General features: G+C 63.9%; 28 protein-coding genes. 12 read left to right on the top strand and 16 right to left on the bottom strand.

Annotated features, from left to right (window positions below; all coding sequences use genetic code 11):
* Positions 1-18 precede the first annotated feature (18 nt).
* Positions 19-1,704, top strand: a complete 1,686-nt coding sequence (locus PMI04_RS04865) for an EAL domain-containing protein (RefSeq protein WP_007712852.1) — start codon at positions 19-21, stop codon at positions 1,702-1,704.
* 25 nt (positions 1,705-1,729) lie between these two features.
* Here the strand turns inward: PMI04_RS04865 and PMI04_RS04860 are convergent, their stop codons facing one another.
* From PMI04_RS04860 to treF, 5 genes are all read right to left on the bottom strand, one after another.
* Complete coding sequence (locus PMI04_RS04860) at positions 1,730-2,338, bottom strand: peptidylprolyl isomerase (protein WP_007712844.1); 609 nt, start codon at positions 2,336-2,338, stop codon at positions 1,730-1,732.
* A gap of 73 nt (positions 2,339-2,411) precedes the next feature.
* On the bottom strand, positions 2,412-3,830 hold the full coding sequence (gene dnaA, locus PMI04_RS04855) for a chromosomal replication initiator protein DnaA (protein ID WP_007712842.1): 1,419 nt from the start codon (positions 3,828-3,830) through the stop codon (positions 2,412-2,414).
* 434 nt (positions 3,831-4,264) lie between these two features.
* Positions 4,265-4,528: a 30S ribosomal protein S20 gene (gene rpsT / locus PMI04_RS04850; protein ID WP_007712840.1), complete on the bottom strand. Its 264-nt coding sequence runs from the start codon at positions 4,526-4,528 to the stop codon at positions 4,265-4,267.
* 117 nt (positions 4,529-4,645) lie between these two features.
* Positions 4,646-5,458 (bottom strand): bifunctional DNA-formamidopyrimidine glycosylase/DNA-(apurinic or apyrimidinic site) lyase, encoded by an 813-nt coding sequence (gene mutM / locus PMI04_RS04845; RefSeq protein ID WP_007712839.1) that lies wholly within the window; start codon positions 5,456-5,458, stop codon positions 4,646-4,648.
* Between the two features lie 17 nt (positions 5,459-5,475).
* Positions 5,476-7,041, bottom strand: coding sequence for an alpha,alpha-trehalase TreF (gene treF, locus PMI04_RS04840; protein WP_007712838.1), 1,566 nt, complete (start codon positions 7,039-7,041; stop codon positions 5,476-5,478).
* Between the two features lie 116 nt (positions 7,042-7,157).
* On the opposite strand from treF, the gene PMI04_RS04835 reads away from it, so the two are divergent.
* On the top strand, positions 7,158-7,889 hold the full coding sequence (locus PMI04_RS04835) for a class I SAM-dependent methyltransferase (RefSeq protein ID WP_007712837.1): 732 nt from the start codon (positions 7,158-7,160) through the stop codon (positions 7,887-7,889).
* A gap of 7 nt (positions 7,890-7,896) precedes the next feature.
* Positions 7,897-9,438 carry a 2-polyprenylphenol 6-hydroxylase gene (gene ubiB / locus PMI04_RS04830; protein WP_007712836.1) on the top strand — a complete coding sequence of 514 codons (1,542 nt, stop codon included), beginning with the start codon at positions 7,897-7,899 and terminating at the stop codon, positions 9,436-9,438.
* Between the two features lie 10 nt (positions 9,439-9,448).
* Here ubiB and PMI04_RS04825 read toward each other — a convergent pair whose 3' ends face one another.
* A complete protein-coding gene (locus PMI04_RS04825) occupies positions 9,449-10,315 on the bottom strand; it encodes a hypothetical protein (protein ID WP_007712835.1) in 867 nt (288 codons plus the stop codon).
* Positions 10,316-10,415: 100 nt separating this feature from the next.
* On the opposite strand from PMI04_RS04825, the gene coaBC reads away from it, so the two are divergent.
* Genes coaBC through PMI04_RS04800 form a run of 5 tightly spaced genes read left to right on the top strand, consistent with a single transcriptional unit; the run spans position 10,416 to position 13,617 of the window.
* A complete protein-coding gene (gene coaBC / locus PMI04_RS04820; RefSeq protein ID WP_007712834.1) occupies positions 10,416-11,660 on the top strand; it encodes a bifunctional phosphopantothenoylcysteine decarboxylase/phosphopantothenate--cysteine ligase CoaBC in 1,245 nt (414 codons plus the stop codon).
* On the top strand, positions 11,635-12,090 hold the full coding sequence (dut, locus tag PMI04_RS04815) for a dUTP diphosphatase (protein WP_007712832.1): 456 nt from the start codon (positions 11,635-11,637) through the stop codon (positions 12,088-12,090). The genes coaBC and dut overlap by 26 nt, the downstream gene beginning before the upstream one ends.
* A 5-nt stretch (positions 12,091-12,095) precedes the next feature.
* Positions 12,096-12,500, top strand: coding sequence for a hypothetical protein (locus tag PMI04_RS04810; protein WP_007712830.1), 405 nt, complete (start codon positions 12,096-12,098; stop codon positions 12,498-12,500).
* A complete protein-coding gene (locus tag PMI04_RS04805) occupies positions 12,497-13,264 on the top strand; it encodes a HesA/MoeB/ThiF family protein (protein WP_007712828.1) in 768 nt (255 codons plus the stop codon). Before PMI04_RS04810 ends, PMI04_RS04805 begins: the two co-directional genes overlap by 4 nt.
* Positions 13,265-13,275: 11 nt before the next feature.
* Positions 13,276-13,617: a DsrE family protein gene (locus PMI04_RS04800; RefSeq protein ID WP_007712826.1), complete on the top strand. Its 342-nt coding sequence runs from the start codon at positions 13,276-13,278 to the stop codon at positions 13,615-13,617.
* 1 nt (position 13,618) lies between these two features.
* Here the strand turns inward: PMI04_RS04800 and PMI04_RS04795 are convergent, their stop codons facing one another.
* From PMI04_RS04795 to PMI04_RS04785, 3 genes are all read right to left on the bottom strand, one after another.
* Complete coding sequence (locus PMI04_RS04795) at positions 13,619-13,810, bottom strand: helix-turn-helix transcriptional regulator (protein WP_007712824.1); 192 nt, start codon at positions 13,808-13,810, stop codon at positions 13,619-13,621.
* Positions 13,807-14,394: a hypothetical protein gene (locus PMI04_RS04790; RefSeq protein ID WP_007712822.1), complete on the bottom strand. Its 588-nt coding sequence runs from the start codon at positions 14,392-14,394 to the stop codon at positions 13,807-13,809. Before PMI04_RS04790 ends, PMI04_RS04795 begins: the two co-directional genes overlap by 4 nt.
* A 94-nt stretch (positions 14,395-14,488) precedes the next feature.
* Positions 14,489-14,926 (bottom strand): biopolymer transporter ExbD, encoded by a 438-nt coding sequence (locus PMI04_RS04785; RefSeq protein WP_007712820.1) that lies wholly within the window; start codon positions 14,924-14,926, stop codon positions 14,489-14,491.
* A gap of 170 nt (positions 14,927-15,096) precedes the next feature.
* Between PMI04_RS04785 and thrS the strand changes: the two genes are divergently transcribed.
* Both thrS and infC read left to right on the top strand, forming a co-directional pair.
* Positions 15,097-17,079 carry a threonine--tRNA ligase gene (gene thrS / locus PMI04_RS04780; protein WP_007712818.1) on the top strand — a complete coding sequence of 661 codons (1,983 nt, stop codon included), beginning with the start codon at positions 15,097-15,099 and terminating at the stop codon, positions 17,077-17,079.
* Positions 17,080-17,206: 127 nt separating this feature from the next.
* On the top strand, positions 17,207-17,740 hold the full coding sequence (gene infC, locus PMI04_RS04775; protein WP_007712816.1) for a translation initiation factor IF-3: 534 nt from the start codon (positions 17,207-17,209) through the stop codon (positions 17,738-17,740).
* A 70-nt stretch (positions 17,741-17,810) separates the two neighbouring features.
* Here infC and PMI04_RS04770 read toward each other — a convergent pair whose 3' ends face one another.
* From PMI04_RS04770 to pabB, 6 genes are all read right to left on the bottom strand, one after another.
* Positions 17,811-18,923, bottom strand: coding sequence for a zinc-binding dehydrogenase (locus tag PMI04_RS04770; protein ID WP_007712813.1), 1,113 nt, complete (start codon positions 18,921-18,923; stop codon positions 17,811-17,813).
* A 69-nt stretch (positions 18,924-18,992) separates the two neighbouring features.
* On the bottom strand, positions 18,993-19,604 hold the full coding sequence (gene msrA / locus PMI04_RS04765; protein ID WP_007712810.1) for a peptide-methionine (S)-S-oxide reductase MsrA: 612 nt from the start codon (positions 19,602-19,604) through the stop codon (positions 18,993-18,995).
* Positions 19,605-19,653: 49 nt separating this feature from the next.
* Positions 19,654-20,091: a hypothetical protein gene (locus PMI04_RS04760; RefSeq protein ID WP_157178171.1), complete on the bottom strand. Its 438-nt coding sequence runs from the start codon at positions 20,089-20,091 to the stop codon at positions 19,654-19,656.
* A 33-nt stretch (positions 20,092-20,124) separates the two neighbouring features.
* Positions 20,125-21,327 carry a pyridoxal phosphate-dependent aminotransferase gene (locus PMI04_RS04755; protein WP_007712804.1) on the bottom strand — a complete coding sequence of 401 codons (1,203 nt, stop codon included), beginning with the start codon at positions 21,325-21,327 and terminating at the stop codon, positions 20,125-20,127.
* A 125-nt stretch (positions 21,328-21,452) separates the two neighbouring features.
* Positions 21,453-22,076 carry an aminotransferase class IV gene (locus PMI04_RS04750; RefSeq protein WP_007712801.1) on the bottom strand — a complete coding sequence of 208 codons (624 nt, stop codon included), beginning with the start codon at positions 22,074-22,076 and terminating at the stop codon, positions 21,453-21,455.
* Positions 22,077-22,107: 31 nt separating this feature from the next.
* A complete protein-coding gene (gene pabB, locus PMI04_RS04745) occupies positions 22,108-23,286 on the bottom strand; it encodes an aminodeoxychorismate synthase component I (protein ID WP_007712789.1) in 1,179 nt (392 codons plus the stop codon).
* A gap of 93 nt (positions 23,287-23,379) precedes the next feature.
* On the opposite strand from pabB, the gene PMI04_RS04740 reads away from it, so the two are divergent.
* Positions 23,380-23,763, top strand: a complete 384-nt coding sequence (locus tag PMI04_RS04740; RefSeq protein WP_007712786.1) for a DUF983 domain-containing protein — start codon at positions 23,380-23,382, stop codon at positions 23,761-23,763.
* Between the two features lie 27 nt (positions 23,764-23,790).
* On the opposite strand, the gene PMI04_RS04735 is transcribed toward PMI04_RS04740, so the two are convergent.
* Entirely contained in the window at positions 23,791-24,228 is a 438-nt protein-coding gene (locus tag PMI04_RS04735; RefSeq protein ID WP_007712782.1) for a thioesterase family protein, read from the bottom strand.
* Positions 24,229-24,446: 218 nt separating this feature from the next.
* Between PMI04_RS04735 and PMI04_RS04730 the strand changes: the two genes are divergently transcribed.
* Positions 24,447-26,717, top strand: a complete 2,271-nt coding sequence (locus PMI04_RS04730) for a TonB-dependent receptor (protein WP_007712778.1) — start codon at positions 24,447-24,449, stop codon at positions 26,715-26,717.
* Position 26,718: the final 1 nt, after the last annotated feature.

The following is a 26,718-nucleotide window of genomic DNA, read 5'->3' as shown; positions in this document are numbered from 1 at the left end:
AGCAGGGTAGGGAGGCACATGCAGGGCGTGACAGTGAAAAGCCGCGCTGCTGCCTTTGCCTGTGCCGCCGGCGCGCTGGTCTTCATCCTCTCCTTGATATTGGGCCATGGCCAGGGCGGCGATGCCGTCGACATTGGCCGGTCCCTCATCATCGCGATCCTGTGCGGCACCATGACCTGGGCATCGACACAACGCTCGACGGCAGCGACCGCCGCCGCCATCGATGCGGCAACCGATCGGCTGCTGGCCGCTGCCCATGGCGACCTGCAATCCCATGTTCCTGCCGAGATCGGCCTGGAACTGCCCGAACTGGCGGTGGCGCTGGAAAGCCTGTTCAGCCAGGTCCGCACCAATCTTGACCATGTCCAGACGCTGGCGCTGTTCGATCAGGTGACGGGCCTTGCCAACCGCACCAGCTTTTGCCGCCAGGTCGAGCGCCTGCTGGCCGAACGCAGCGACGACAAGCCGGCCGCGCTGTTCTTCATCGACCTCGACGGATTCAAGACGGTCAACGACACGCTGGGCCATGCCGCCGGCGACCAGTTGCTGGCGCGGGTTGCCGGGCGGCTGCGCGAAGTGGTGATGGCCCAGATCAGCACCGATGCGGGCGACGCCGTGATCGGCCGCCTGGCCGGTGACGAATTCACCATGTTCTTCCCCCGGCTGCCGGGTCGCGAGACCGCGTCCCGCATCGCGCGTGCCATCCAGTTCGCGCTGGGCGAGCGATTCGACCTGGGCAGCCAGCATGTCGATCTGGGCGCATCGATCGGGATCGCCTGTTACCCCGACCATGGCGACACGCTGTCGGCACTGCTGCGGTCGGCCGATATCGCCATGTATCACGCCAAGCATGAAGGGCGCGGCCGGGCCGAAATGTTCACCGCCGCGCTGGCGCTGGAGGCGGCCGACCGTGCCGAGTTGGAACGCGATTTGCTGCTGGGCCTGGAACGCGACGAGTTCCTGCTGGAATTCCAGCCACAGATCGAGATCGGCAGCGGCCATGCGGTCACCGCCGAGGCGCTGGTGCGCTGGGCGCATCCCGAGCGGGCGCTGGTCATGCCAGGCGCCTTCGTACCGATGGCCGAGGAGAGCGGATCCATCGTCGCGCTGGGCGACTGGGTGATGGGCCGGGTTTGCGAGACCGCAGCCCGCTGGTTCAAGAGCGGCGTGCGTCAGCGCATCGCCATCAACATTTCCACCCGCGAATTGTCGCAGGCCGATTTCTTCCTGCGCCTGCGCCATGCCATGACCACCCACCAGACACCACCGGCGATGCTGGAACTGGAAATCACCGAATCGCTGGCGATGGACATGGACCAGCGCATGCTGGACCAGTTGCGGGCGTTGCAAGCCGACGGCGTGCGCATCGCCATCGACGATTTCGGTACCGGCTATTCGAATCTGGCGCGGCTGAAGGAATTGCCGGTCGACCGGGTGAAGATCGATCGCAGCCTGGTGCGCGACATCGCCACGTCCGCCGAAGCCCGCACCATCTGCAGTGCGGTCGTCGGCCTGATCCAGGGCCTGGGCATGGAAGTGGTGATCGAAGGCATCGAGAGCGAGGCGCAGATGGAGATGCTGCGCGTCATCGGCTGCACCCTGTTCCAGGGCTATCATCTCGCCCGGCCGATGGGCGAGGCCGACTATCTGGGCCGTTATGCAGCGATCCGCCCGGCCGTACCGATCGAACGCCGCCGCCTGTGAACCGCATGCCCAACGCCGATCGCGGCTAGGGCAAACGTCGAGCGGTCGATATCCGCACTGTGGGATCGAGCATTTGCCCCTTCATCACGCCCTCGCCGGCCGTCGGCGATTTCGGGCCGGCCTGGATCGCCTTCACCACATCGAGCCCTTCGATCACATGGGCGAAGACGGCAAAGCCCTGATTATCGCCCGCCGTTTCCGGATGGGCATCCATGCTGGGCATCTTTCCCAGCACTATGAAGAAGTCGCCGGTAGCGCTGCCCGGGGCATAGCGGGCCATCGACAGCGCGCCATCATCATGGGAAAGGCCGGTCTGGCTGGTGGGTTCATGCCTGATCGGCGGCAGGATACGCTTGGGATCATTCTGCGTGCCCCCCTGGACGAAGCCATAGGCTGGGCCACCGACCGCACGGTAGAAGACCGTGCCATCAAACCGCTTCTGATCGACATAGCGCAGGAAATTGGCGGCGGTGACCGGCGCCTTGTCCGGATGAACCGCGACGATGATTCGGCCCGCGCTGGTATCGAGCGCGACCCTTATGTCCGTGGCGGCAGGTGCGGCGGCAGGCGCCTGGGCGGCGGCGGGCGAGAGGGCCGACACGGCCAGCAGCAGGAGGGCAAGGGATCGGATCATGGCCCCAGCCTAGTCCAATGCCTTGCCCCTGTCAGCCGCCCTGTTTCAGCCGCTGTGTCAGCGCCGTGGCGTATCAGCCCTCCAACTGGCGCATCAGCGTGCGAACGTCGGCATCCATATCGGGATTGCTCTCGCGCAGCTTCTCGATCGTGCGAACCGCATGGATCACGGTACTATGATCACGCCCGCCGAAGGTACGGCCGATTTCGGGCAGGGAACGCGGCGTCATCTTCTTGGAGATATACATCGCCACCTGACGCGGACGTGCCACGGCGCGTGCCCGGCGCTTCGACTTCATCTCGGACGGATCGATCTTGAAATGGGCGGCGCAGGCCTTCTGAATTTCGTCCACGGTCAGGCGACGAACGTTCGCGCGGACGGCATCCGCCAGCATGGTCTGGGCAAATTCAAGATCGATCGAACGGCCCGTCAACTGGCCATAGGCGACCAGCTTGTTGAAGGCACCTTCCAGTTCGCGCACGTTCGAGCGGATCGAACGGGCGAGGAAGTCGATGACCGCATCGGGTACCGGCGGATCGCCGGCATAGGCACGACGCGCCTCCAATATGGCGAGACGCAGGTCGAGACCCGCCGGCCGGATATCGGCGACCAGACCACCGGCCAGACGCGACAGGATGCGCGGATCAATGCCGTCCAGCATCTGCGGCGCCCGATCAGCGGTCACGACGATACGCGCGCCGGTGTCGATCAGGTCGTTGATCGTGTGGAGGAATTCTTCCTGGGTCGACCCCTTGCCGGCAATGAACTGGATATCATCGATCAGCAGCAGGCGGGCGGCGCGCAGACGGGCCTTGAACGCCATCGTCTCGTTCGCGCGCATCGCGTTGACGAATTCGACCATGAAGCGTTCGGCCGACATGTACAGCACCGGCGCGCTCGGCGAGTGCCCCGAAAAGGCCCGGGCAATCGAGTGCAGCAGGTGCGTCTTGCCCTGCCCCGTGCCGCCATGGATGAACAGCGGCGTGAAGCGGGGTTCGGCTTCGCCCGCCATCGCCAACGCGGCGGAATAGGCAAGCTGGTTGGTCTCGCCGGTGACGAACTGGTCGAAGGCATGGCGCGGCTGGAAATTGCAGGCGATGGCCGGTGTCACGGGAGCCATGGCCGGCGCTTCCACCGCAGCCGCCACATCACGCTTGACCTCCAGCAGGCGCGGACCGGACGCATCGGGCGCACGACGCAGACGCACTTCCCGCACGCCAGCCCCCGAACAGCGCCACGCCATGCGCAGGCGGTCGCCAAACTGGCCCGTCACGAAGTTCGCGCTGAAGTCCGAAGCGAAATGGAGGTCCAGGGTCTGCGATTCGGGGCAATAGTCGCCCAGCCGAGCGGGCTTCAGCCACTGGTCGAACATGCGTGCGCCGATATCACGGCGCAGGCCGGTGCGGATGGTCGTCCAGGCGGATTCCAGGCGGGCCATATCTTCTGCCGCCGCATCATCCTCCCGTTCAAACACCGCCACATTATCCTTCATTGAGCGCCGCCCCCAAAAGAAACCAAAACAACCCCTGCGGGCATAGATATCGGACACAGGAAGAGGGTTCGGAAAGGCGCCCCCGCCATTCCGAGTCTTCTGCATCAACTGACATTGTGACGACCGCCAGGAAGTGATTCGATCAGCGGCCGGATGTTCAAAATAGACAGGGCTGCTTCGCCGGATCAAGGGCGGCCCACTTCAAAAAACTGAAATAAAGACGTTGACTCAGGAATCCCGCGGAAAACCGGAGAAAGAAAAAAATTTCTTATATTTCAGATGTTTATAGAATCTATTTTCGATCAAACCCGCTCGAATCGTGGGAAATGCGCGGGTCGCCAAAATGACCGATTCGTGAATACCAGCAGAAAAAGCCCGCCCCGGCGATCCGGAGCGGGCTTTTTCACAAAAGCGGGTAGCTTAAAGCGTGCAGCTCAGGCGAGCGCGCTGACAGCCTTGGTCAGACGACCGAACTTACGGGCGGCGGTGTTCTTGTGCAGAACGCCGCGGGCAACGCCACGAGCCAGTTCGGGCTGGACAGTCTGAAGTGCGGTAGCAGCAGCGCCCTTGTCGCCGGCGACGATGGCAGCTTCCACCTTCTTCACCAGGGTGCGGATCCGGCTGATGCGGGCGCCATTGATTTCGGCGCGACGCTCATTGCGACGGATGCGCTTCTTGGCTTGCGGCGTATTGGCCATTCTATTCCTCGGTTCTCGTCAAATCTCGGGAAGAGGCCCGTCGGATTCGCCAACCAGCCTCGTGAAGGTGCGCCCCTTACAGGTGTTCCGGGGTGTCGTCAACCAGCGAGCGGCCCGCTATTTCTGACATTTGGGGCAATAGAAGGTCGAACGTCCCCCGTCGACTCGGCGCTGGACCGTACCGCCACAGGGGCAAAGCTGCCCTTCCCGCCCATAGACTCGCCACTGGTTGGAAAAATAGCCCAATTCTCCATCCGGCCGCGCATAATCGCGCAAGGTGGAGCCACCCGCGACGATCGCGGCTGACAGGACGGTGCGAATCGAATCGACCAGCAAGGCCAGTCGGGGTTTGGATATCTTTCCGGCCGCCCGAGTCGGCGCGATGCCGGCCATGTTCAACGCCTCGCACACGTAGATATTGCCCAGGCCGGCAACGACCCGCTGGTCGAGCAACGCCGCCTTGATCGAGGTTGCCTTGCCGTCGAGCACCCGCGCCAGATAGGCAGCGGTGAAATCCGGCCCCAACGGTTCAGGCCCCATGCGCGTGAAGGGGCCATAGGCCTGCCAGGCGTCGCTGCGTACCAGATCAAGCGAACCGAAGCGGCGCGGATCATTGAGCGCGAGCAGATGGCCACTACCGGTCTCCAGCAGCAGATGGTCATGAGTGCCGATCTCCGCCGGATCGATTCGCCAGCGCCCGGACATGCCGAGATGGAAGATCATCATGTCGCCGCGATCGGTTTCGATCAGGCCATATTTGGCACGACGCGACAGGCCCATGATCCGCGCGCCGGTCATCCGCTGGCGCAGGTCGACCGGAATCGGAAAGCGCAGGTCGGCACGCCGCGGCTCGACCCGGGTAAGCGTGGCATCCTGCAACACGGCGCGCAGGCCGGCGACGGTGGTTTCGACTTCGGGAAGCTCTGGCATGGCCCTTCATGTAGGGTCTAGCGGGCGGCCGCAACAGGGGCGTCGGGATCAAGATCGGGCCAGCGCGCGATCAGCGCCCGGGTGACGCCATTGGTCCAGCCAAAGCCGTCCTGCAGCGCATATTCGCCGCCACCCCCGGGCCTGCGTTCCTCGACATCATATTTTTCCAGCATCTTGCCGGTGTCTCGATAAGCGGCATCGACCGTGCCGATCCAGCGCCGGGCGATCTCCCTGGCCAGATCGATGTGGCCGGTACGCGCCAAGCCCTCCACCGCAATCCATTGCAACGGCGCCCAGCCATTGGGGCTGTCCCATTGCTGCCCGCTGGCGATACGGGTGGTCCGCAGACCGCCGGGGGCCAGCAGTTGTGCGCGGGTCGTATTCGCCACGGCTTCGGCCTGGGCGCGCGTGGCAAGGCCGGCGAACAGCGGCGAGAGCGTCGCGGCCGAGAGGATGGTGGTGGGCGCCCGCGTCGTGCTGTCCCAGTCGGCATAGCGCCCCTGCCCCGCCTGCCAGAGCCAGCGATCGATCGCGCGATGCCGCGCCTTGGCCATCGCTGCATAATGTCGTGCGCAGGATCGATCGCCCATCCGCGCGCAGCGGCGGGCAATGCTGCGCTCCAGCGTCCAGAGCAGGCTGTTGAGGTCGACCGGCACGATATCGGTGGTCCGGATGGTCGACAGCCGCTTGGGATCATCCAGCCAGCGGGCGGAGAAATCCCAGCCGCTTTCCGCCCCCGCACGCAGATGGCGATAGATGTCGGCGGCCGGACGATTGCTCTCCCTTGCGGTCGCGACATCCTCCGCCCAGCTTTCATCGCGCGGTCCCGGCCGGTCGTCCCAATAGCGGTTGAGCAGCGCGCCGTCGGGCATGCGCACGACGCGACGCGCCGCCGCGCCCTCGGCCAGCCCGTCCGCGCCGCGCATCCAGAAATCATGCTCGGCCCGCAGCGCCTTGAGGTGCCGGGTCGCGCTTACGGGATCGGTCGCTGCCGACAGGTCGACCATCAGTGCCAGATAGGGTGGCTGCGACCGGCCGAGATAATAGGTGCGCGTGCCGTTGGGGATGAAGCCGTAGCGATCGACCAGACTCTCGAAGTCGGTGAGCATCGATTCGATCAACGGCTGCTGCCCGTCGGCCTTGAGCCCCAGCATGGTGAAATAGCTGTCCCAATAATAGATTTCGCGAAAGCGGCCGCCCGGCACGACATAGGGAGCGGGCAGCGACAGCGCGGAGGAGCCGGCGGGCGATGTCAACGCCGGACGGGTCAGTTGCGGCCAGAGCGCGCGGATATGGGTGCGGAGCGGCGCGCGCTCCACCGCCTGCTCGCCCGGCACCTCGAAATGGCGCAACACGAAGTCACGCAGCGCAGTGCCTTGCGGCGATTCCCGGCGATAGGCGGCAACTATGGTGGCAGGATCCTGTTTCGGTACCGCGTCGGCAAAGCTCTTGCCGTCGGGGAACAGCCTGTCGCGCTGCACCGCCTCGAAAAGGGGGCCATAGATTTGCTGCGGACTGGCGGGCGGCGCGGCCTGTGCACAGCAAAGCAAGAGGGTGAGGACAGGCAGGGCTAGACGGCGCAAGATTGGGACTCTCCCGGCATGGTGGATGCCCAACGGAATGGTTGGCGACAGCGAAACGTTCCCAAGGGGCGCCTTCGCGCTGGAATGGCGGCGCAACAGAGTCTAGAGCGAGGGCCATGAACGACACAGCATCCTTCGGCTATCGCGACGTCGATGCCGCCGAGAAGGCCGGCATGGTCCGCGCCGTCTTTTCCAATGTCGCCGCCAAATATGACCTGATGAACGACGCCATGTCGGTCGGCGCGCATCGGTTGTGGAAGGACCAGTTCGTCAAGCGGGTGAAGCCGCAGCCGGGCGAGCAGATATTGGACATGGCCGGCGGCACCGGCGACATCGCCTTTCGCATGCACAGGCTGGGCGCGCAGGTCACCGTGTCCGACATCAATCCCGAGATGTTGGCGGTGGGTGTCGAGCGCGCACAGAAGAAGGGCTATGACGGCCTGATCTGGTCGGAACAAAATGCCGAGACGCTGACCTTTGGCGACCGGGCGTTCGACGCCTATACGATCGCCTTCGGCATCCGCAACGTCACCCATATCGACAAGGCGCTGCGCGAGGCGCACCGGGTGCTGAAGTTCGGCGGCCGCTTCTTCTGCCTGGAATTTTCGACCACCACCTGGCCGGGCTTTTCCGACGTCTATGACGTCTATTCCCACAAGCTGGTGCCGCAACTGGGCAAGCTGTTCGCCAACGACGCCGACAGCTATCGCTATCTGATCGAATCGATCCGCCGCTTCCCGCCCATGCCCAAGTTCGAGGGGATGATCCGGGACGCCGGTTTCGTGAACACCAAGGTCGAGCCGATCCTGGGCGGGCTGGTGGCGATCCATTCGGGCTGGAAGATCTGACGCCCGCATGACCACCCACGCGACCCATATCTGGCGGCTCCTGAAATGGGGTCGGACCCTCGCGCGCCATGGCGCCCTGACCGGCATCGAACGCGATCCGCTGACCCCGACGCCGGTGCGCCGGCTGGTGCGCCTGGCGCGTTTCGGTGCGCGCGTGCCCAAGCAGCCGCGCTATGCCGACGCCTTCCAGGCGATCGGCCCGGCGGCGATCAAGCTGGGCCAGACGCTGGCAACCCGCCCCGACCTGGTCGGTGAGGACGCGGCGAACGACCTGCTGCGCCTGCAGGACGCACTGCCCCCGGTGCCGTTCGAGACGATCCGCGCCCAGGTGGAACAGAGCTTCGGCCTGCCGCTGGATCAGGTCTATGCCCGGTTCGACGAAGCGCCGGTGGGTGCCGCGTCGATCGCGCAGGTGCATCGCGCCACCACCATCGATGGCCGCGACGTCGCGGTGAAGGTGATCCGTCCCGGCGTGATCGACCAGTTCAGCCGCGACATCCAGACCTATGAATGGGCGGCTGCCCATGTCGAGATGCTGGGCGGCGAAATCGCGCGCCTGCGCCCGCGTCTGGTAATCGCCAACATGAAGCGCTGGACCGCGCGCGAGTTGGACCTGCGGCGCGAGGCAGCATCGGCATCGGAACTGGCCGAGGCGATGGAAGCGATGCCCGGCTATCGCATTCCCGCCATCGACTGGGACCGCACGACCGGCAAGGTCATGACGATGGAATGGATCGACGGCATCAAGATCTCCGATCGCGATGCGCTGGTCGCCGCCGGCCATGATCTCAAAGACATTGCCGCGCGGCTGGTCAACGCCTTCCTGCGCCAGGCGATCGCCGAGGGCTTCTTCCACGCGGACATGCACCAGGGCAATCTGTTCGTGGAAGCGAACGGCGACATCGTCGCGATCGATTTCGGCATCATGGGCCGGATCGACCGCCGTGCCCGCATGTGGCTGGCCGAGATTCTCTATGGCCTGATCACCGGCAACTACAAGCGCGTCGCCGAAATCCATTTCGAGGCGCAATATGTGCCCGGCCATCATAATGTCGACGAGTTCGCCACCGCGCTGCGCGCCGTGGGCGAGCCGATGCGCGGCAAGCCGGCGAGCGAGCTGTCGGTCGGCGGCATGCTGGATGGGCTGTTCGCCATCACCCGCGATTTCGACATGCAGACCCAGCCCCACCTGCTGCTGCTGCAGAAGACGATGGTGATGGTCGAGGGCGTCGCCCATCAGCTCGACCCCGCGATCAACATGTGGGAAACGAGCGGCCCCTATGTGAAGGAATGGCTGCGCACCGAATTGGGGCCGGAGGCCAAGGCCGCCGACGCGCTGATCGAGAATTGGCGCCTGATCCAGCGGCTGCCGGCACTGGTCCGCCGCATCGAGGACGCCTTCCCGGAAAAGGGCGGCGCACCGCCACCGCTACCGCTGGGCGAGGTGCAACTGATCCGCGTGGGCGGCGGCTGGCGCTATGCGCTCGTCGCCCTGCTGGCGGCGGCGATCGGCGCCGGCGCGATGGCTGTGGCAACGACGCTGCTGTAACGTAGCGCGACTAGGAACCGGTCGGGTCGTTCTTGTCGTCGTCCGGCTTCTTGCCAAAACCACGCATCCGCCAGACCACCAGCGACGCCGCCACGATCACGCCGGCCAAGGCCAGAAGCCAGCCGCGCAGGCTTTTGAACAGGCCGGTCGTGTCGTCCAGATCGCCCTTCATGGTGCCGATCGCCGCCGATCTTTTCTGCCGATCGGTGACCGTGACGCTCACCGCGATCGGTGAACTCTGGTAGAGTTTGAGCCGGGTTGCATGGCCCTGCGCATCCTGCGCAAAGCTTTCGACCCGCACTTGCAAGGTCTGATCGCCCTCGCGCGTCGGCGTGACGTCCCATTCCCATTGTTCGCTGCCGCTCATGCCCAGATCGCGCTTCGCCTCGCCGATCGGGGTGATGGTGAACGCGCTGCCGCTCAGGGTCGCGCTCATATAGCGACCGATGCGGACGGGCGCGACCTGCGCGCCGGACGGCGGACCACCAGCCGCACGCACGGTCTCGGCGCTTTCCGCCTCGCTGCCGATCGCCAGCACCACCCGGGTCGGTTCATCGCGCATCATCGTACGTGGCGGATTAAAGGCTGCGACGCCCTGTTCCAGCGAGTCGCGCTGCTGGGTCAGCGACTGGCATTCGGCGGCCGACATGGTCGCGCGAGCGGCCGCGCACCATATCTCTTCCGATGCGCCGTTGGCGGCATTTTCCAGGCCGGTTGCGGCATTGTCGACGGCGTTTGCGCTATTTTCCGCGGCACCCTCGACCGTCATATTATCCACCGATGCGCTGGTATTTTCGGTGGGCGCCTGGGCGCTGCGTTCCGCGCTACAGGACGCCAGCCCCAGCATCATCGCCACCATCGCTATACGCTTGCCCATTATCCCAGCCCCCGGAGACGAAAATGGATGGCACATCCTATCATGTTTACCGGCCGGGGCGACGATTGATTCATCCGCTGCCAACGGGCAAGGAGAGCAGATGACCCAGCGTGTCCTTCTCATCGTCTCCGGTGGCATCGCAGCCTATAAGTCGCTGGAACTGGTGCGCCAGCTACGCAGGCGCGGCATCGCGGTGCGGGCGGTTCTCACCGAAAGCGCGCAGCAGTTCGTCACACCGCTCAGCCTGGGCGTGCTGACCGAGGATCATGTCTATGGTGCGATGTTCGACCTCAAGGAAGAGCGCGAGATCGGCCATATCCAGCTGTCGCGGCAGGCGGACCTGATCGTCGTCGCGCCGGCTACCGCCAACATTTTGGCGAAGATGGCGGCCGGCATCGCCGATGATCTGGCCACCACCATCCTGCTGGCCACCGACAAGCCGGTGCTGGCCGTGCCGGCGATGAATGTGCGCATGTGGCACCACAAGGCGACGCAGCGGAACCTGGCGCAACTCCATGCCGATGGCGTGCACATCATGACGCCCGACGATGGCGAAATGGCCTGCGGCGAATATGGCAAAGGCCGCCTGCCCGAGCCGGAGGCTATCGCGGCGCAGATCGAGCGCCTGCTGGCCGCCCCGGCTTTGCCCGATCCGCTGGCCGGCCAGCCCGATTTCGCCGGTACCGATCAGTCGCTGGCCGGGCGCCATGTGCTGGTGACCGCCGGGCCGACCCATGAGCCGATCGATCCGGTGCGCTACATTGCCAATAGGTCCTCGGGAAAGCAGGGCTTCGCCATTGCCGCCGCCGCCGCACGCGCCGGGGCGAAGGTGACCTTGGTGGCTGGCCCGGTCCATCTGCCGACGCCCGCCGGGGTCGACCGCATCGACGTCGAGACCGCGCGCGAGATGCTGGCGGCGGTCGAAGGCGCGCTGCCGGCCGACGCCGCGATCATGGTCGCCGCCGTCGCTGACTGGCGCACCGCCGATGCGGCCGAGCAGAAATTGAAGAAGGACGGATCGGGCCAGCCCGCGCCGCTTAGCCTGGTCGAGAATCCCGACATATTGGCGACGCTGGGCCATCATGCCCGTCGCCCCCGGCTGCTGATCGGCTTTGCCGCCGAGACCCAGAAGATCGCCGAACATGCCCAGGCCAAGCTCGCCCGCAAGGGCGCCGACTGGATCGTCGCCAATGACGTGTCGGGCGACGTGATGGGCGGCGACAGCAACAGCGTACAGATCGTCACATCCGTCGGCATCGAAAGCTGGGCCGCCATGGCCAAGAGCGATGTTGCCGCCAAACTCATCGAAAAGGTTGCCAATGCCCTCTCCCCTGTCACCGATTGATATCCAGCTCAAGCGCCTGCCCCATGGCGAGGGGCTGCCCGTCCCCGCCTATGCCACCGCGCACGCCGCCGGCATGGATGTGGTGTCGGCAGAGGAGATCACGCTCAACCCCGGCGATCGCCATCCGGTCGCCACCGGCTTTGCGCTGGCGATCCCGGAAGGATACGAGATTCAGGTCCGCCCGCGGTCCGGCCTGGCGCTCAAGCATGGCATAAGCGTGCCCAATGCCCCTGGCACGATCGACGCCGATTATCGCGGCGAACTCAAGATACTGCTGATCAACCATGGCGCCGATCCCTTCCCGATCAAGCGCGGCGATCGTGTCGCCCAGTTGGTGGTTGCGCCGGTGCAGCTTGCCAGCTTCGTCGAGGTGGATATGCTCGACGATACCGTCCGGGGACAGGGCGGGTTCGGTTCGACGGGAGTATGACTTTCATGATGACACCGCTGCTTTCGCTGATGCTCGCCGCCGCCACGCCGCTGGCATCGCCCCCCATGCCGACGGACCTGAGCGAGGTACCGGAAATTCCGAACTGGACGGGTCGCAAAAACTCGCCGCAATGGTCGGACGATGTCGCCAAGCTCTATCGCCGCGGCACCTGCACCGGCGCGGTCAACCACCAGGGATCGCAATATCTCGAAATCAATATGCTGTTCCTGCTGTCAGGTGACGGCAAGCCGTTGAAGATCGCGCCGGTCAACGCCAATTGCCCCGGCGTCGAACAATATGTGAGCAATCGTATCCTCAGTTCGCTCAAGGGAAGCTTCCCCAAGACCGGTTCGGCCGAGCCGGTGTGGATGCGTTCGCAGGTCCGCTTCCTCTGGTCGGATGCGCCGTGACGCTGAGCGACGATCAACTGGAGCGCTATGCCCGCCATATCGTGCTGAAGGAAATTGGCGGCACGGGCCAGGCCCGGCTGCTGTCGGCCGATGTCGCGGTGATCGGTGCGGGCGGCATCGGCAGTCCGGCGATCCTCTATCTGGCGGCTGCCGGTGTCGGCACCATCCGGGTGATCGACGATGACGCCGTCGCCCTGTCCAACCTGCAGCGGCAGGTGCTGTTCGGCGCCGCCGACATCGGCACGCCCAAGGCCGAAGCCGCAATGGCCGCGGTCGCCCGCCTCAACCCCGACATCAAGCTGATCCCGATCAATGCGCGGATCGACGCGGACAATGCCGCCATGCTGCTGCGCGAGGCCGATGTCGTGCTGGATGGGTGCGACAGTTTCGCGACCCGGCTGGTGGTCGCCGATGCGGCACAGGCGTTGCGCATTCCGCTGGTGTCGGCAGCGGTCGGCCCGTTCGAGGGGCAGCTTGCCACCTATCGTGGCTGGGAACAGGACAAGCCCTGCTATCGCTGCCTGGTCGGCAGTCCGGTCGATGCGCCGGAACGCAATTGTTCGGAAACCGGCGTGATCGGCGCGCTGACCGGGGTGATGGGCAGCCTGGCCGCGCTGGAGGTGATCCGCGCGCTGGTGCCGTTCGGCACCGACATGGCGGGGCAGTTGCTGATCGCAGATTTGCTCGCCATGCGCTTTCGCACGCTGGGCGTGCCCAAGGATCCGGCCTGCCCCGGCTGCGCGGCGGAACTGTGCGCGGGCTGAGGATCATTGTCATGACGGCCGATGCGGAGCGGTTGCGCGGCGCATTGGTGATGGCGACGGCACAGGCGGCCCTCGGCGGGGACGCCAGCCTGTTCCTGCAACTGGATGCGGTTGCGTTGCTGGCGCCGCCGCTCGCCGCGCCGGAGGATGCGGCGCATCGGGCAACGGGCCTGCCAACGCTGGCCGAATTGCTGGCCGAGGCGCTGGACATGGGGGTCGTGCTGATCGCCTGCCAGAGCGGCCTGGCGCTGTCGGGCCTGTCCGCCGACACCCTTCCGACCGGGATGGAAGTTGGCGGCCCCCTCTCCTTCCTGCAGCAGACGGGTGACGATGCCCGGTTGCTGATCGCCTGAATCAGTCGCGCAGGAAAATATCCTCGATCCTGAGGCCGAACAGGTCGGCGATGCGGAAGGCGAGCGGGAGCGAGGGATCATATTTGCCCGTCTCGATCGCGTTAACGCTCTGGCGCGAAATGCCGAGCTGGGTGGCGAGATCGCTCTGGTTCCAGTCGCGTTCGGCCCGCAATATCTTGAGCCGGTTCTTCATGCCCGGCCACCGGGAATGACCGGCGCCAGCAGCAGGCCCAGATTCCACAGGATGAAGGCGGCATAGGCGGGCGCATGGGGGGCGAGGCCCGATCCTTCGAGCAGGCCCCAGACGGTGGTGATCACCAGCATGAAGCCGGACGCGATCAGCGCGCGCCGGGCATGGACCATGCGCAGATATTCGTCGGCCTCCTCCACCAGAAGACGGCCCATCGCCCAGATGAAGCCGATCAGCGGCGGCGCCGGCAGCAACGCCACCAGCACGGCCCACACTCCCGCCGGATGCCATTCGCGCTGGATGGTGATGGCCGCGACCACGGTGACGACATTGGCGATCATCAGCGGCACCACCCGGCCGATATAGCGGGCGATCGCCGATCCCGGCACGGCCCGCGCCAGCCGCATCGCTTCCCAGATCAGCCAGCCCAGCGCCAGCAGGCCCGGGACCATCAGCGGCAATTTGCCGTTGCCGCTGATGGTGAAGATATTGGCGGCGACGGCAGCGGCCACCATCAGCACCGTGAACAGCGCGGCGGCCGCGCAGATGCGCCAGGGAAAGGGGTGGATAGGTTCCGGGGCGATCATGACTCGTGCCTCCTGCTCTGAAAGGGTCAAGCGTCCTTTACAGAAGCGAAAGGTAACGAGTCAATGATACTTTACATTTTATCCAGCACCCTTGTCAAAATCGGCTATATCGTTCATTGCCGACCAAGCCGAGATTGGTCACGCCCGAGCGTTTAATATCGGCAAGCACGGCATCGACGATGAGGTAACGCGCAGCGGCGTCGGGCTCGAACTGCAAGGCCGGCTCTACCGGCATCCGCATCGACGCGGCCAGATATTGGCGAAGCCTGAACCGATCTACCGCCGCACCGTTCCACCGGATCACGCCCTGCGCATCAATCGTCACCTTGTTCTTCACCGGATCGGGCAAGGGCGAATGCGTATCGGTCTGCGCCTGAGGCAGATCGACGCCGATACTGTGGGTCTGGATCGGGATGGTGATGATGAACATGATCAGCAACACGAGCAGGACGTCGATCAGCGGCGTCGTGTTCATCTCGCCCATCGGCACAACGTCCTGCGCGCCACGGGATTCTGCAAAGCTCAAAGCCATAAGTCCCTCCTGCACTGATAATGATATATCAGTACATAAAACATGCGCCCGAGGATGACTCTTGGCAAGAGGGCTTCTATTGACAGGGCAGACCGCCCATTTATGGGGAAGGCGCGGCTTTTTGGGCCGCGCAACCTGAACATTTCACAGAAAGACCCCCCGTGTCCGCCATGCTCAAGATCACCCTGCCCGATGGTTCCGTGCGTGAAGTCGCGCCCGGCACTACTCCGGCGGACATTGCAGCGGCGATCGGGCCGGGCCTGGCCAAGGCGGCGATCGCCGCGAAGGTCGACGGCGAGCTGCGCGACATCATGCGCCCGCTGGAACAGGATTCGCAACTGGCCCTCGTGACCGCGAAGGACGAGGCCGACGCGCTGGAACTGGCGCGCCACGATTTCGCGCACGTCCTGGCCGAAGCGGTGCAGGCGCTGTTCCCCGGCACGCAGATCACCTTCGGCCCGGCGACCGACGATGGTTTCTATTATGACTTCGCGCCCAAGGATCGCCCCTTCACCGAGGAAGACCTGCCCGCGATCGAGGCGGAGATGCGCAAGATCATCGCCGCCAACAAGCCGCTGCGCCGCGAAGTCATCGCCCGCGACACGCTGATCGCGCAGTGGGAAGCCGCCGGCGAAACCTTCAAGGCACAGTGGGCCGCCGAACTGCCGCAGGGCGAGGAGCTGACCGTCTATCATAGTGGCGACGGCTGGTACGACATGTGCCGCGGCCCGCATCTGGCCTCCACCGGCAAGCTGGACCCGGCCGCGTTCAAGCTGACCCGCGTGTCGGGCGCCTATTGGCGCGGCGACCAGAAGAATGCGATGCTGAGCCGCATCTATGGCACCGGCTGGCTCAACAAGAAGCAGCTCAATGAGCATCTGACGCGACTGGAAGAGGCCGGCAAGCGCGACCATCGCAAGCTGGGCGCCGAGATGGACCTGTTCCATTTGCAGCAGGAAGCGCATGGCAGCGTCTTCTGGCACCCCAAGGGCTATCTGATCTGGCGCGAGCTGGAAGCCTATATGCGCCGCGCGATCGACGATGCGGGCTATCGCGAGGTCAAGACCCCGCAGGTGATGGACGCGCGCCAGTGGGAGCAGTCCGGTCACTGGGGCAAATATCGCGAGAATATGTTCGTCATCCCCGACGAAGTGCCGAACGTCGAGGATGAAGGGCCGCTGGTGTCGGAGGCCGCCGACTGGATGGCCCTGAAGCCGATGAACTGCCCGGCGCACATCCTGATCTTCAAGCAGGGGATCAAGAGCTATCGCGACCTGCCGCTGCGCTTCTACGAAAATGGCTGCTGCCACCGCAACGAGCCGCATGGCGCGCTGCACGGCCTGATGCGGGTGCGCCAGTTCACCCAGGATGATGCGCATATCTTCTGCCGCGAGGACCAGATCGTCGAGGAAGTGCGCAATTTCTGTGCGCTGGCGGACCGGATCTACCGGGATTTCGGCTTTACCTATTCGATCAAGCTGGCGCTGCGCCCGGAAAAGCGGTTCGGCACGGAAGAGATGTGGGACAAGGCGGAAGAGGAACTGCGCAATGCGGTCGCCGCCGCCGGCCTCAACACGCCCGAATATGGCTGGGAAGAACTGCCCGGCGAGGGCGCCTTCTATGCGCCCAAGCTGGAATGGCACCTGACCGACGCGATCGGCCGCACCTGGCAGGTCGGCACGATCCAGTCGGACCGCGTGCTGCCCGAGCGACTCGATGCCAGCTACATTGCCGAAGATGGCGAGCGCCACCGTCCGGTGATGCTCCACCGCGCGATCTTCGGCAGCTATGAGCGCTTCATCGGCATCCTGATCGAACATTATGCCGGCAAGTTCCCGCTGTGGCTGGCGCCGGTGCAGGCGGTGGTCGCGACGATCGTGTCGGATGCGGACAGCTATGCGCTGGACGTGGTCGAGAAGCTGCGCGCCGCCGGCATCCGTGCCGAAGTCGATGTCCGCAACGAGAAGATCAACTACAAGGTGCGCGAACATTCGCTGGCCAAGGTACCCAACCTGCTGGTCGTCGGCCGCCGCGAGGCGGACGAAGGCACGGTGGCGTTGCGCGAGTTGGGCAAGGACGGCCAGACCATGCTTTCGCTGAGCGAAGTGATTGCCCGTCTTGAAAAAGACGCACGCGCCCCCGATATGCGCTGAGGCAGCAATGCCACAGGGTGCGTGATTCCGTTGCGACGGAACCACGCACCCCTTTCGGCTTTCCGCAAAAGCCGCTAAGAGCCACTCGTTTTTAACAGACTCAGGAGAAGCTGCTATACGTCCCCCTATGATGCGCCGCCCGCTGGCGCCGCCGCCGAAGTCCGGCCCCCGGTATAACGAGTTCATCACCGTGCCCAAGGTGCGCGTGATCGACGACGAAGGCGAAAATCTGGGCGTGATGTATACGCAGGAGGCGATCGACCAGGCAGCCGAAGTTGGCCTGGACCTGGTCGAGGTATCGCCGAACGCCGATCCGCCAGTCTGCAAGTTCCTGGACATCGGCAAGTTCAAGTACGAAGCCCAGAAGAAGGCGAATCTCGCCCGAAAGACCCAGAAGACGCAGGAACTCAAAGAGATCAAGATGCGTCCGAACATCGACGATCATGACTATGATACGAAGATGAAAAAGGTCCACGACTTCATCGGCGATGGTGACAAGGTGAAGATCACCCTGCGCTTCCGCGGCCGCGAACTCAGCCACCAGCAGCTTGGCATGGCCCTGCTGCAGCGCGTGGCGGAGAATGTTGCCGAGATCGCAAAGGTCGAAGCCTATCCGCGCATGGAAGGCCGCCAGATGCTGATGGTGCTGGCGCCGAAATAAGCGACACACGCCGTCTGGCAATGCCAAAAGGGGAGCGCCGCAGGGCTGCTCCCCTTTTTGCTATCTGATCTCAGTTAGGCAGGATCAGATATTTCTCACCGGTGCGTCGCGCATTATAGGCCAGCACCACGTTACGGCTCAGCGCATCGCGCAGCGAGATGCGGCCCTTATAATGGCTGGCAAAGGTCGTGGTAAGGCCATCGCGGACGCGGGCTCGCATCCGCTCCACCGTTGCAGCCCCGGCTTTGGCGAGGAAGGGCGTCAGCAGCCAGCCCGCCACACCCCAACTGAACCCGAAACTGCGACTCAATATCGTGGGCGACAGATCGAGCGCACCGTAGATATAGGCCTGTTTGAGCGTGGCCGAGCCATAGCGGCTATAGGATGCGCCCGCGCTCGCCACCTGCTCCATCGCGGCCAGTATGCGGCTGACCAGGGTGCCACCGCCGATAGCATCGAAAACGATGGTTGCACCGGTATCAGCCAGTGCAGCCGCGAGCGCATCGGCGAAATCTTCCGCCGAACTGTCGACCACATGGCTGGCACCGATCTGCCTCAGAAGCGCAACCTGGCCCGGACTCCGCACGACATTGACCAGCGGAACATCGTCTTCCCGACAAATTTTCACCAGCATCTGGCCCAGGTTGGAGGCGGCGGCGGTATGGACCAGCGCCTTGTGCCCCTCTGCCCGCATCGTCTCGACAAAGCCAAGCGCGGTCATCGGATTGACGAAGGCCGACGCCCCCTGCTCCGCCGTGGCGCCATCGGGCAAGACCATGCAGGCCCGCGCGTCGACCATCCGATATTGCGCATACATGCCGCCCGGTACGCAGGTCACCCGCTTGCCAAGCAGCGCCTTGGCCTCCGGCGCATCCCCGGCCGCGATCACGGTACCCGCCCCCTCATTACCGACCGGCAAGGGCATATTCATGCGCGAGACCATCGCCCGCACCGCCGCCGCCGGCATCTGCGCGACCAGATAGCCGTCCCCATATTCGGCATTCTCGACATCGGCCGAGCCAAGCAACAGGCCCAGATCGGACGGATTGATCGGCGCCGCCTCGACACGCAGAACGACCTCGTGCCCGGTCGGCGCCGGCAGCGTCTGCGGCGCCAGTGAAACGGTCAGACGACCATCCTGCGCCAGGGTCGAGAGAAGTTGCAGGCCTGTAATATCGGACATGGATGGCTCCCTTGGCTAAGGCACCCCCGATCTAGCCTGCCCCGCTTGGCGCGACCAGGGCCATGGAAATCAGGCAGACGGACCCGCGCGATAGAGCGTGGGATACATAGCCCGAAATGCCTTGAGCTTGGGCATGTCCCAGCGCTGAATATAGGGGTGATAGGGATAGCGGGCCATGAAGTCCTGGTGATCGGCCGCCGCATCCTGGAAGCCGGTAAACGGCTCCACACGGGTCACGACCGGGTCGCGCCACAACCGCGCCTTGTCCAGTTGCGCCAGATAGGCGCGCGCCACCTTGTTCTGCTCGGCATCGAGCGGAAAAAGGGCGCTGCGATATTGGGTGCCGCTGTCGGGCCGCTGGTAATTGAGCGTCGTGGGGTCGGCAATCACCGAGAAGAAGATCCGCAGCAACGTGCCATAGCTGACCACCCGGGGATCATAGGTGACGCGAACGGATTCAGCGAAGCCGGTATCACCACCGCTCACCGTCTCATAATCGACCTTGCGGCCCCGCGGCCCGCCGGCAAAGCCCGCGACGGCGAGCCTGACACCCTTCACATGAGAAAAAACGCCCTCGACGCCCCAATAGCAACCGCCGGCAAAAACCGCAGTTTCCAACGATCGGCCTGGTTCGACATCCAGCGCCGGGATCGGCGCCTGGACGACGGGTTCGGCATGCAATGGGACAGATACGGCGGCAAGCGCCGCAAGGGGAAGGAGGAAAAGGCGCTTAGAGCGCGGCACTGCTGCCCGGCGTTGCGGTCGAGGCAATCGCGGTCGACGTCAGCGACGGCGGTTCATTGTTGGGCTGAAGCGCGAACATCGCAACCGCCCCGATGGCAAAGCCACCCAGGAAACGGAAGAACAGTTCGGATTTCAAGAACGCCAACATGGCAAAGCCTTTCTGTTTCGCGATACGGTCGCGATCACCGCCCGGTAGAGCATGGCGCCTTGCCCCTGTCTGAACATGATCGCGCCGGTTAGCGAATTTCGACCAAGGACAGGAACGAAGCGACAAAAGGTCACCGAGTTCAGTTTCTTTACGCAACGGGCATATAGACCCTGCGGCGCCAATCACAAGACGCTGCAGTGCGAAAAAGACCGTTTCAATTTTCGAGACAATCGAAAAATCCGGATGCGCCAGACAGGATCGCACCCGGATTTTCAAGTGGTTATCGACAGCCGGCGATGCCGACCCACATTACTTCAAGGCAGCGCAGGCTTCCTGAATGCGGACGCAGGCCGTTTTGAGGACATCTTCCGACGTCGCATAGCTGATGCGGAAGGCCGGCGAGAGGCCGAAGGCCGCGCCATGGACAGCGGCCACCTTGGCCTCGTCCAGGAAATAGCCGATCAGCGTTTCGTCATTGTCGATCCTGACACCCTTGGGCGTTACCTTGCCGATCAGACCGCTGGCGTCGGGATAGACATAGAAGGCGCCCTCGGGCGTCGGGCAATCAAGGCCCGGCGCGTCGTTCAGCATGGCGACCACCATGTCGCGACGCTTCTTGAAGGCCGCGTTGCGCTCTTCCAGAAAATCCTGGTCGCCGGTCAGCGCGGCGACGGCGGCAGCCTGGCTGATCGAGCAGGGATTGCTGGTCGACTGCGACTGCAGCTTGCCCATCGCCTTGATGATCCATTCGGGACCACCGGCAAAGCCGATGCGCCAGCCGGTCATCGAGAAGGCCTTGGAGCAGCCATTGACCGTCAGGGTACGATCATAAAGGTCGGGGCAGACCTGGGCGATGGTCGCGAAAGGCGACGAGGCGTACCAGACATGCTCATACATATCGTCGGTCATCACCAGCACATGGGGATGACGCAGCAGCACGTCGCCCAGCGCCTTGAGCTCGGTCGCCGAATAGGCGGCGCCCGACGGGTTGGACGGCGAATTGAGCATCACCCACTTGGTGCGCGGCGTGATGGCGGCATCGAGCTGCGCCGGCGTAATCTTGTAGCCCTGGCTCGCCGGCCCCTCGATGAAGACCGGGGTACCACCGGCAAAGTTCACGATATCGGGATAGCTGACCCAATAAGGCGCCGGGATGATGACTTCATCGCCGGCATCGACCGTGGCCAGCAGCGCGTTGAACAGGGTGTGCTTGCCACCCGAGTTCACGCTGATCTGGCTGCGCTTGTAGACCAGGCCATTATCGCGCTTGAACTTGAAGGCGACCGCTTCCTTGACGTCGACCGTACCGTCCACGTCGGTGTAACGGGTCAGGTTGTTGCGGATGGCGGCAATGCCCGCTTCCTTGACGAAATCGGGCGTATCGAAATCGGGCTCGCCGGCCGACAGGCCAATAACATCCACACCTTCGGCTTTAAGCGCATTCACCCGCGCGCTCATGGCAAGCGTGGCAGAAGGCTGGATACGACCGAGGGCGGCGGAAGTCTGGCTCATGGCAATAATCTTTCTGAAGAATCCCCTTGCCCGCAACAAGGGCGGACGCGGCGGTCCTTAGTGCGCAACGGACGAAGGGGCAACCGCCAGTTGCGGGTTATTGGCTTCCATCCGTCATAGGAAAACTATCGCGCCAGCGAGGCCGCCACCATGCCGCGCGCCGCATTGCCGATGAAGAAGCCCCGTTCCAGGTCGTGAAGACGCAAATCGCCTTCAACCGCCTCCCCCATATCGAGCAGGCTCTGCCGCAATATGCCACGCAACAGGCCACGCGATGCCGGCGGCGTCACCAGCTTGTCACCCCGCTCGACGAAGATCGACGAGAAGCAGCCTTCGGTGAGAAAACCCTGTGCGTCGGTCATCAGCACCTCATAGGTGCCGCCCCGACGCAGCGCATCCCGATAGATTGACCGATCCGTCGTTTTGTGGCGCAAGCGAGGATCTTCGGCAGCGGCAAGACGCGGCACGACCTTGACCTGCATGATCGCCTGCGGCCAGGTTCTATGATCCCGCACCTCGATCGCCACGGAACCGCGGGACGACACCAGCAGCCGCAGCCGACTGCGCTCCCGCAGGCGAAAGGTGGCCGCCTGGAGTTCATTGCGCACACTATGGCGGTCGAAGGCAAAACCGAGATCCTCCGCGCTCGCCTTCAGCCTTTCCAGGTGCAGCTCCAGCAACCTTACGCCTTCGAGCGGATCGAAGGCCATGGTTTCGAGCAGATCGAACCGTCCGTCAGCCAATCCCATTGAACCTATTCAAGCCCCACAACAATCCATCTCAAGCCAGCGAAAGGAAGCGGCCCTTGGCCAGACATTCCGCCCATTCGGCCGATGCCTCAGAATCCGCCACGATCCCGGACCCCAGACCCAATCGGCCCACGCCATGACCTTCTTCAACGCAAATCGTGCGGATGGCAACATTGAAGGCGGCATCGCCAGCCGGATCGATCCATCCCATGGCCCCGGTATAAACACCGCGCGCAAAGGGTTCGACGGCATCGATGATCTCCATCGCCCGCACTTTGGGGGCGCCGGTGATCGAACCACAGGGAAACAGGATGCGCAATATGTCCACCGGCGACAGCCCGGGCAGTGCGCGCGCACGTATGGTCGATACCAGCTGATGCACCGTCGGATAGGTTTCGACCTTGAACAGGTCGGGCACGGTCACCGATCCGGCGCGGGCAACCCGGGACAGGTCATTACGCAGCAGATCGACAATCATCAGATTTTCAGCCTGCTGCTTGGGATCAACGGCCAGCGCCTGTGCCAACGCGGCATCCTGTGCCGGGTCCGGGTCACGAGTCGCCGTTCCCTTCATCGGCCGCGCCGTTAGCTGTCCGCGTACCTGGGTGAAGAACAGTTCGGGGGAAAAGGAGAGTATGCTGTGGCCGCCAATGTTCATCACCCCGCCATAGCCCGCCCGCGCGCGCTGGCGCAGCGCCGCATAGAGGGCCAATGGCTCCCCCGCGAAACGGACCTCGCAGGGGAAAGTCAGGTTGACCTGATAAATGTCGCCGGCACGGATCAGATCCTGCACCCGGGCGAACATCGCGCGATAGTCGGCCTCGCTGACAAGCGGCCATGGCGCATCGACACTCACGGCGGCCGGATCGGGCAGCAGCGCCTCGACGCTGTCGGCTGGGATCAGGCGACAGCCCTCGAACAGCCCGAACCAAAGCAGCGGCATGGGCTGTGGCCCATCCTTGGGCTTGCGATGGGCGATAGGCGCCAACCGATCCTCCAGCGCCAGCCCCGCTTCGTAACTCAGATAGCCGGCCACATGCAGGCCGGCCTCGCTCGCTTCCGCCACCCGATCGAGCGCGGGCTGGACCTCTTCCATCCGCCACGCCGCGATAACCGACACCGGATCGCGATACAGGCGCGCCGGCGCCGCGCCATGCACACGGGCATCGTCGAACAAGGCAAAGGCTTCGGTCGGTCCAGGAAGATGCATCGCGCCGTCTTAACAGGCTTTGGCGCGCGCGGAAGAGCCATGCCGTCCGATCCCGCCTTGCCGCAGCCATTCATCCTGCCCTAGGGAACAGGCATGACCGATCAGCCCGTTGCCGACCCAACCGACCGTCCGTTGCGCCCCGCACTGATCCGGGGATTGCGTGGCCGATGCCCTGCCTGTGGCGAAGGACGGCTGTTTGCGCGCTTTTTGAAGCCGGTCGCGATCTGCGATCATTGCAGTCAACGCTGGGACGGCCACCAGGCCGACGATTTCCCTGCCTATATCGTGATCCTGCTGCTGGGCCATTTGCTGGTGCCGCTGATGATCGAGGTCAATGCCGCGCTGGCCATTCCCCTGGGCATACAGATGGGACTATGGCCCGGCCTTGCGATCCTGCTGGGCGCGGCCATGATCCAGCCGGCCAAGGGCGCGGTCATCGCCTTTCAATGGACCCGACGGATGCACGGCCTGGCCTGAGCGGCAGGACGAGATCGTCCGGGTGGATCAATCCGGCTTGCGAATGAAGTTGAGTTCCATCGCTTCACGCAGCGTTTCATCGATCGCGCGGCGACCCTCCGCGCCATGCGTAACGACGGTGGTATCGCAGGTGGCGACGCACACGCCCTTCTGGAAGCCCGCAGAACTGATCGTCCAGCTGGTACGGCCGATATGGCCGATCGCGCAATGCACCTCGAACGGGTAAGGAAAATGCGATTCCTCGATGAAATTGAGGTTCACATTGGCCACCAGCCAGCGCACCCCCTGCTCCTGCGGATGACGGCCCATATGATGATGGAAACGGATGCGCGCGGTTTCAAAGATGCCGGAAATGGCCACATTATTGATGTGGCCCATGGTATCGAGATCCTGGAAGCGCGTATCGATGCTGGTGATGAAACGATATGCGTCGGGACTGAACCGCCAGGATTCGGGTTTGGCCATGCCCTGCCTTCCTTGAGATAATTTTATTCGCTCTTAGCCCAGCGATCCCGCGATGCAATGTTCACGGCGAAAATGCCAGCACTGCGACCTTTATGACACAGCCAATAGCATAACGATATTGTCACGATCCTGACGCCATAGCGTCTTCATAGTCACATTGCAGTGCAACATGACGCACCTAGAGCCCCCGCCAATCAGATTTTTTGGGGGACTTTATCATGCGCCATACCATTACCCTGCTGCTTGCCTCGACGGCCTGGATCGCCGTGCCTGCCTGGGCACAGGACGTCGCCCCGGATGCCGCTGCGGACGCCTCTACCGATGGCGCCAACATCATCGTGTTCGGCCGCGGCGAAACCCGCCAGGTCCAGGAAATCACCACCAAGGACATCGTCACCCTGACGCCCGGCACCAATCCGCTGAAGGCGATCGAGAAGCTGCCCAGCGTCAATTTCCAGTCAGCCGACCCGTTCGGCAGCTATGAATGGTCGCAGCGCGTCTCGATCCGCAGCTTCAACCAGAACCAGCTCGGCTTCACCTTCGACGGCATCCCGCTGGGCGACATGAGCTATGGCAATCATAACGGCCTGCACATCACCCGCGCGGTCAGCAGCGAGAATATCGGCAGCGTCCGCGTCAGCCAGGGCGCCGGTTCGCTCGGCACCCAGTCGACCGGCAATCTGGGCGGCACCGTCGAAACCTTCTCGATGGATCCGGCCGACACGCTGGAGGCGCAGGGCAATCTCACCTATGGCAGCAACGAGACCTGGCGCGGCTTTGCCCGGCTGAACATGGGCAGCGCCGACGGCATTCGCGGCTATGTCTCCTATGCTTACGGCTCCACCGACAAATATAAGGGCGAAGGCACGCAGGACCAGCATATGGTCAATGCCAAAGTCGTGATGCCGGTCGGCGCGGGCAAGCTGGACGGCTGGCTCAGCTATTCCGACCGCCGCGAGCAGGACTATCAGGACATGTCGATGGACATGATCAACCGCCTGGGCTGGAACTGGGACAACACCTATTCCGATTATGCCAAGGCGGTTCTCTATGCCGATATCGGCAATAACCGTGGCGAAACCGGCGCGCCCGTCAGCAATGCGGCGGCCGGCACCGTCTATCCCGACAATGTGACGTCGGTGTGGGACGCCTATTATGACGCCGCCGGCCTGCGCAAGGACTGGCTGGGCGCGATCGGCTACAGCACCCCGCTGGGCGACAAGGGCAATTTCAAGATCAAAGGCTATTACCACAACAACAGCGGCATGGGCCTGTGGGCGACCCCGTCGGTCCCCAGCCCGACCGGCGGCTCGCCGCTGTCGATCCGCACCACCGAATATGACATGGACCGGATCGGCGTATTCGGCAGCGTCGACTACACGATCGGCATCCAGACGCTGGAAGGCGGCGCCTGGTACGAGAATAACAAGTTCAACCAGGCCCGCCGCTTCTATGCGTTCGAAAGCCGCACCAATCCGGGTCTGTCGTTCCGCGACTACCCCAAGGATCCGTTCGCGACCCAGTGGGAATTCGACTTCACCACCGACACGATCCAATATTATGTCCGCGACAAGATCGACCTGGGCATGGTGACGATCAACCTGGGCTGGAAGGGCTTCAAGGTCACCAACGAGGCCGAGGCGATCGTGTCCAGCACCTTCCCCGAAGGCAAGATCAAGGCCGAGGACTGGTTCCAGCCCCATGCCGGTTTCGCCGTCGAACTGAGCCCCGAGATGGAAGTCTTCGGCGGCTTCACCCAGGTGACCAAGGCCTTCGCCAGCGCCACCACCACCGGTCCCTTCTCCACCAATCAGGCCGGCTTCGATGCGATCAAGGACGATCTGAAGCCGGAAAGCTCCGACACCTATGAGCTGGGCCTGCGCTACAACACGTCGACCTTCAACGGCACGCTGGGCGCCTATCTCGTCAATTTCCGCAACCGTCTGCTGGCGGTGCAGGTTGGCAGCCCGATCCTGGGCCTGGCCTCGGCGCTGCAGAATGTCGGCAATGTCCGGGCCTATGGCTTCGAGGCGGCGGGCGACCTGAAGCTGGGCGGCGGTATCGGCCTCTATGGCTCCTACAGCTATACCGATGCCACCTATCGCGACGATGTGTTCAACAGCTCGGACGGCACACTGGTCGCCGCGATCAAGGGCAAGACCGTGGTCGACAGCCCCAAGCATATGCTGCGCGGCGAATTCAACTATGACGATGGCCAGCGCTTCGCCCGGATCGGCGCAAACTACATGTCGAAGCGCTATTACAGCTATACCAACGACGTGTCGGTCGATGGCCGAGTGATCGTCGATGCCTCGATCGGCTATCGCTTCACCGACCATCTGGAGCTGCAGTTCAACGTCTCCAACCTGTTCGACAAGCAATATATCAGCACGATCGGGTCGGGCGGCTTCGGCAATAGCGGCGACGCCCAGACGCTGCTGGTCGGCGCGCCGCAGCAGTTTTTCATGACGCTGAAGGCCGGCTTCTAAC

It is taken from the genome of Sphingobium sp. AP49, assembly GCF_000281715.2.
Lineage (GTDB): Bacteria > Pseudomonadota > Alphaproteobacteria > Sphingomonadales > Sphingomonadaceae > Sphingobium.
The sequence above is the reverse complement of the archived record's forward strand: the minus strand, read 5'-3'. Positions and strand labels throughout refer to the sequence as shown.

Bases quoted from the DNA above. Each gene is read 5' to 3' on its own strand.
- PMI04_RS04865 (WP_007712852.1), top strand. From the start codon at position 19: ATGCAGGGCGTGACAGTGAAAAGCCGCGCTGCTGCCTTTGCCTGTGCC.
- PMI04_RS04860 (WP_007712844.1), bottom strand. From the start codon at position 2,338: ATGATCCGATCCCTTGCCCTCCTGCTGCTGGCCGTGTCGGCCCTCTCG.
- dnaA (WP_007712842.1), bottom strand. From the start codon at position 3,830: ATGAAGGATAATGTGGCGGTGTTTGAACGGGAGGATGATGCGGCGGCA.
- rpsT (WP_007712840.1), bottom strand. From the start codon at position 4,528: ATGGCCAATACGCCGCAAGCCAAGAAGCGCATCCGTCGCAATGAGCGT.
- mutM (WP_007712839.1), bottom strand. From the start codon at position 5,458: ATGCCAGAGCTTCCCGAAGTCGAAACCACCGTCGCCGGCCTGCGCGCC.
- PMI04_RS04835 (WP_007712837.1), top strand. From the start codon at position 7,158: ATGAACGACACAGCATCCTTCGGCTATCGCGACGTCGATGCCGCCGAG.
- ubiB (WP_007712836.1), top strand. From the start codon at position 7,897: ATGACCACCCACGCGACCCATATCTGGCGGCTCCTGAAATGGGGTCGG.
- PMI04_RS04825 (WP_007712835.1), bottom strand. From the start codon at position 10,315: ATGGGCAAGCGTATAGCGATGGTGGCGATGATGCTGGGGCTGGCGTCC.
- coaBC (WP_007712834.1), top strand. From the start codon at position 10,416: ATGACCCAGCGTGTCCTTCTCATCGTCTCCGGTGGCATCGCAGCCTAT.
- dut (WP_007712832.1), top strand. From the start codon at position 11,635: ATGCCCTCTCCCCTGTCACCGATTGATATCCAGCTCAAGCGCCTGCCC.
- PMI04_RS04810 (WP_007712830.1), top strand. From the start codon at position 12,096: ATGATGACACCGCTGCTTTCGCTGATGCTCGCCGCCGCCACGCCGCTG.
- PMI04_RS04800 (WP_007712826.1), top strand. From the start codon at position 13,276: ATGACGGCCGATGCGGAGCGGTTGCGCGGCGCATTGGTGATGGCGACG.
- PMI04_RS04795 (WP_007712824.1), bottom strand. From the start codon at position 13,810: ATGAAGAACCGGCTCAAGATATTGCGGGCCGAACGCGACTGGAACCAG.
- PMI04_RS04790 (WP_007712822.1), bottom strand. From the start codon at position 14,394: ATGATCGCCCCGGAACCTATCCACCCCTTTCCCTGGCGCATCTGCGCG.
- PMI04_RS04785 (WP_007712820.1), bottom strand. From the start codon at position 14,926: ATGGCTTTGAGCTTTGCAGAATCCCGTGGCGCGCAGGACGTTGTGCCG.
- thrS (WP_007712818.1), top strand. From the start codon at position 15,097: ATGCTCAAGATCACCCTGCCCGATGGTTCCGTGCGTGAAGTCGCGCCC.
- infC (WP_007712816.1), top strand. From the start codon at position 17,207: ATGATGCGCCGCCCGCTGGCGCCGCCGCCGAAGTCCGGCCCCCGGTAT.
- PMI04_RS04770 (WP_007712813.1), bottom strand. From the start codon at position 18,923: ATGTCCGATATTACAGGCCTGCAACTTCTCTCGACCCTGGCGCAGGAT.
- PMI04_RS04755 (WP_007712804.1), bottom strand. From the start codon at position 21,327: ATGAGCCAGACTTCCGCCGCCCTCGGTCGTATCCAGCCTTCTGCCACG.
- PMI04_RS04750 (WP_007712801.1), bottom strand. From the start codon at position 22,076: ATGGGATTGGCTGACGGACGGTTCGATCTGCTCGAAACCATGGCCTTC.
- pabB (WP_007712789.1), bottom strand. From the start codon at position 23,286: ATGCATCTTCCTGGACCGACCGAAGCCTTTGCCTTGTTCGACGATGCC.
- PMI04_RS04740 (WP_007712786.1), top strand. From the start codon at position 23,380: ATGACCGATCAGCCCGTTGCCGACCCAACCGACCGTCCGTTGCGCCCC.
- PMI04_RS04735 (WP_007712782.1), bottom strand. From the start codon at position 24,228: ATGGCCAAACCCGAATCCTGGCGGTTCAGTCCCGACGCATATCGTTTC.
- PMI04_RS04730 (WP_007712778.1), top strand. From the start codon at position 24,447: ATGCGCCATACCATTACCCTGCTGCTTGCCTCGACGGCCTGGATCGCC.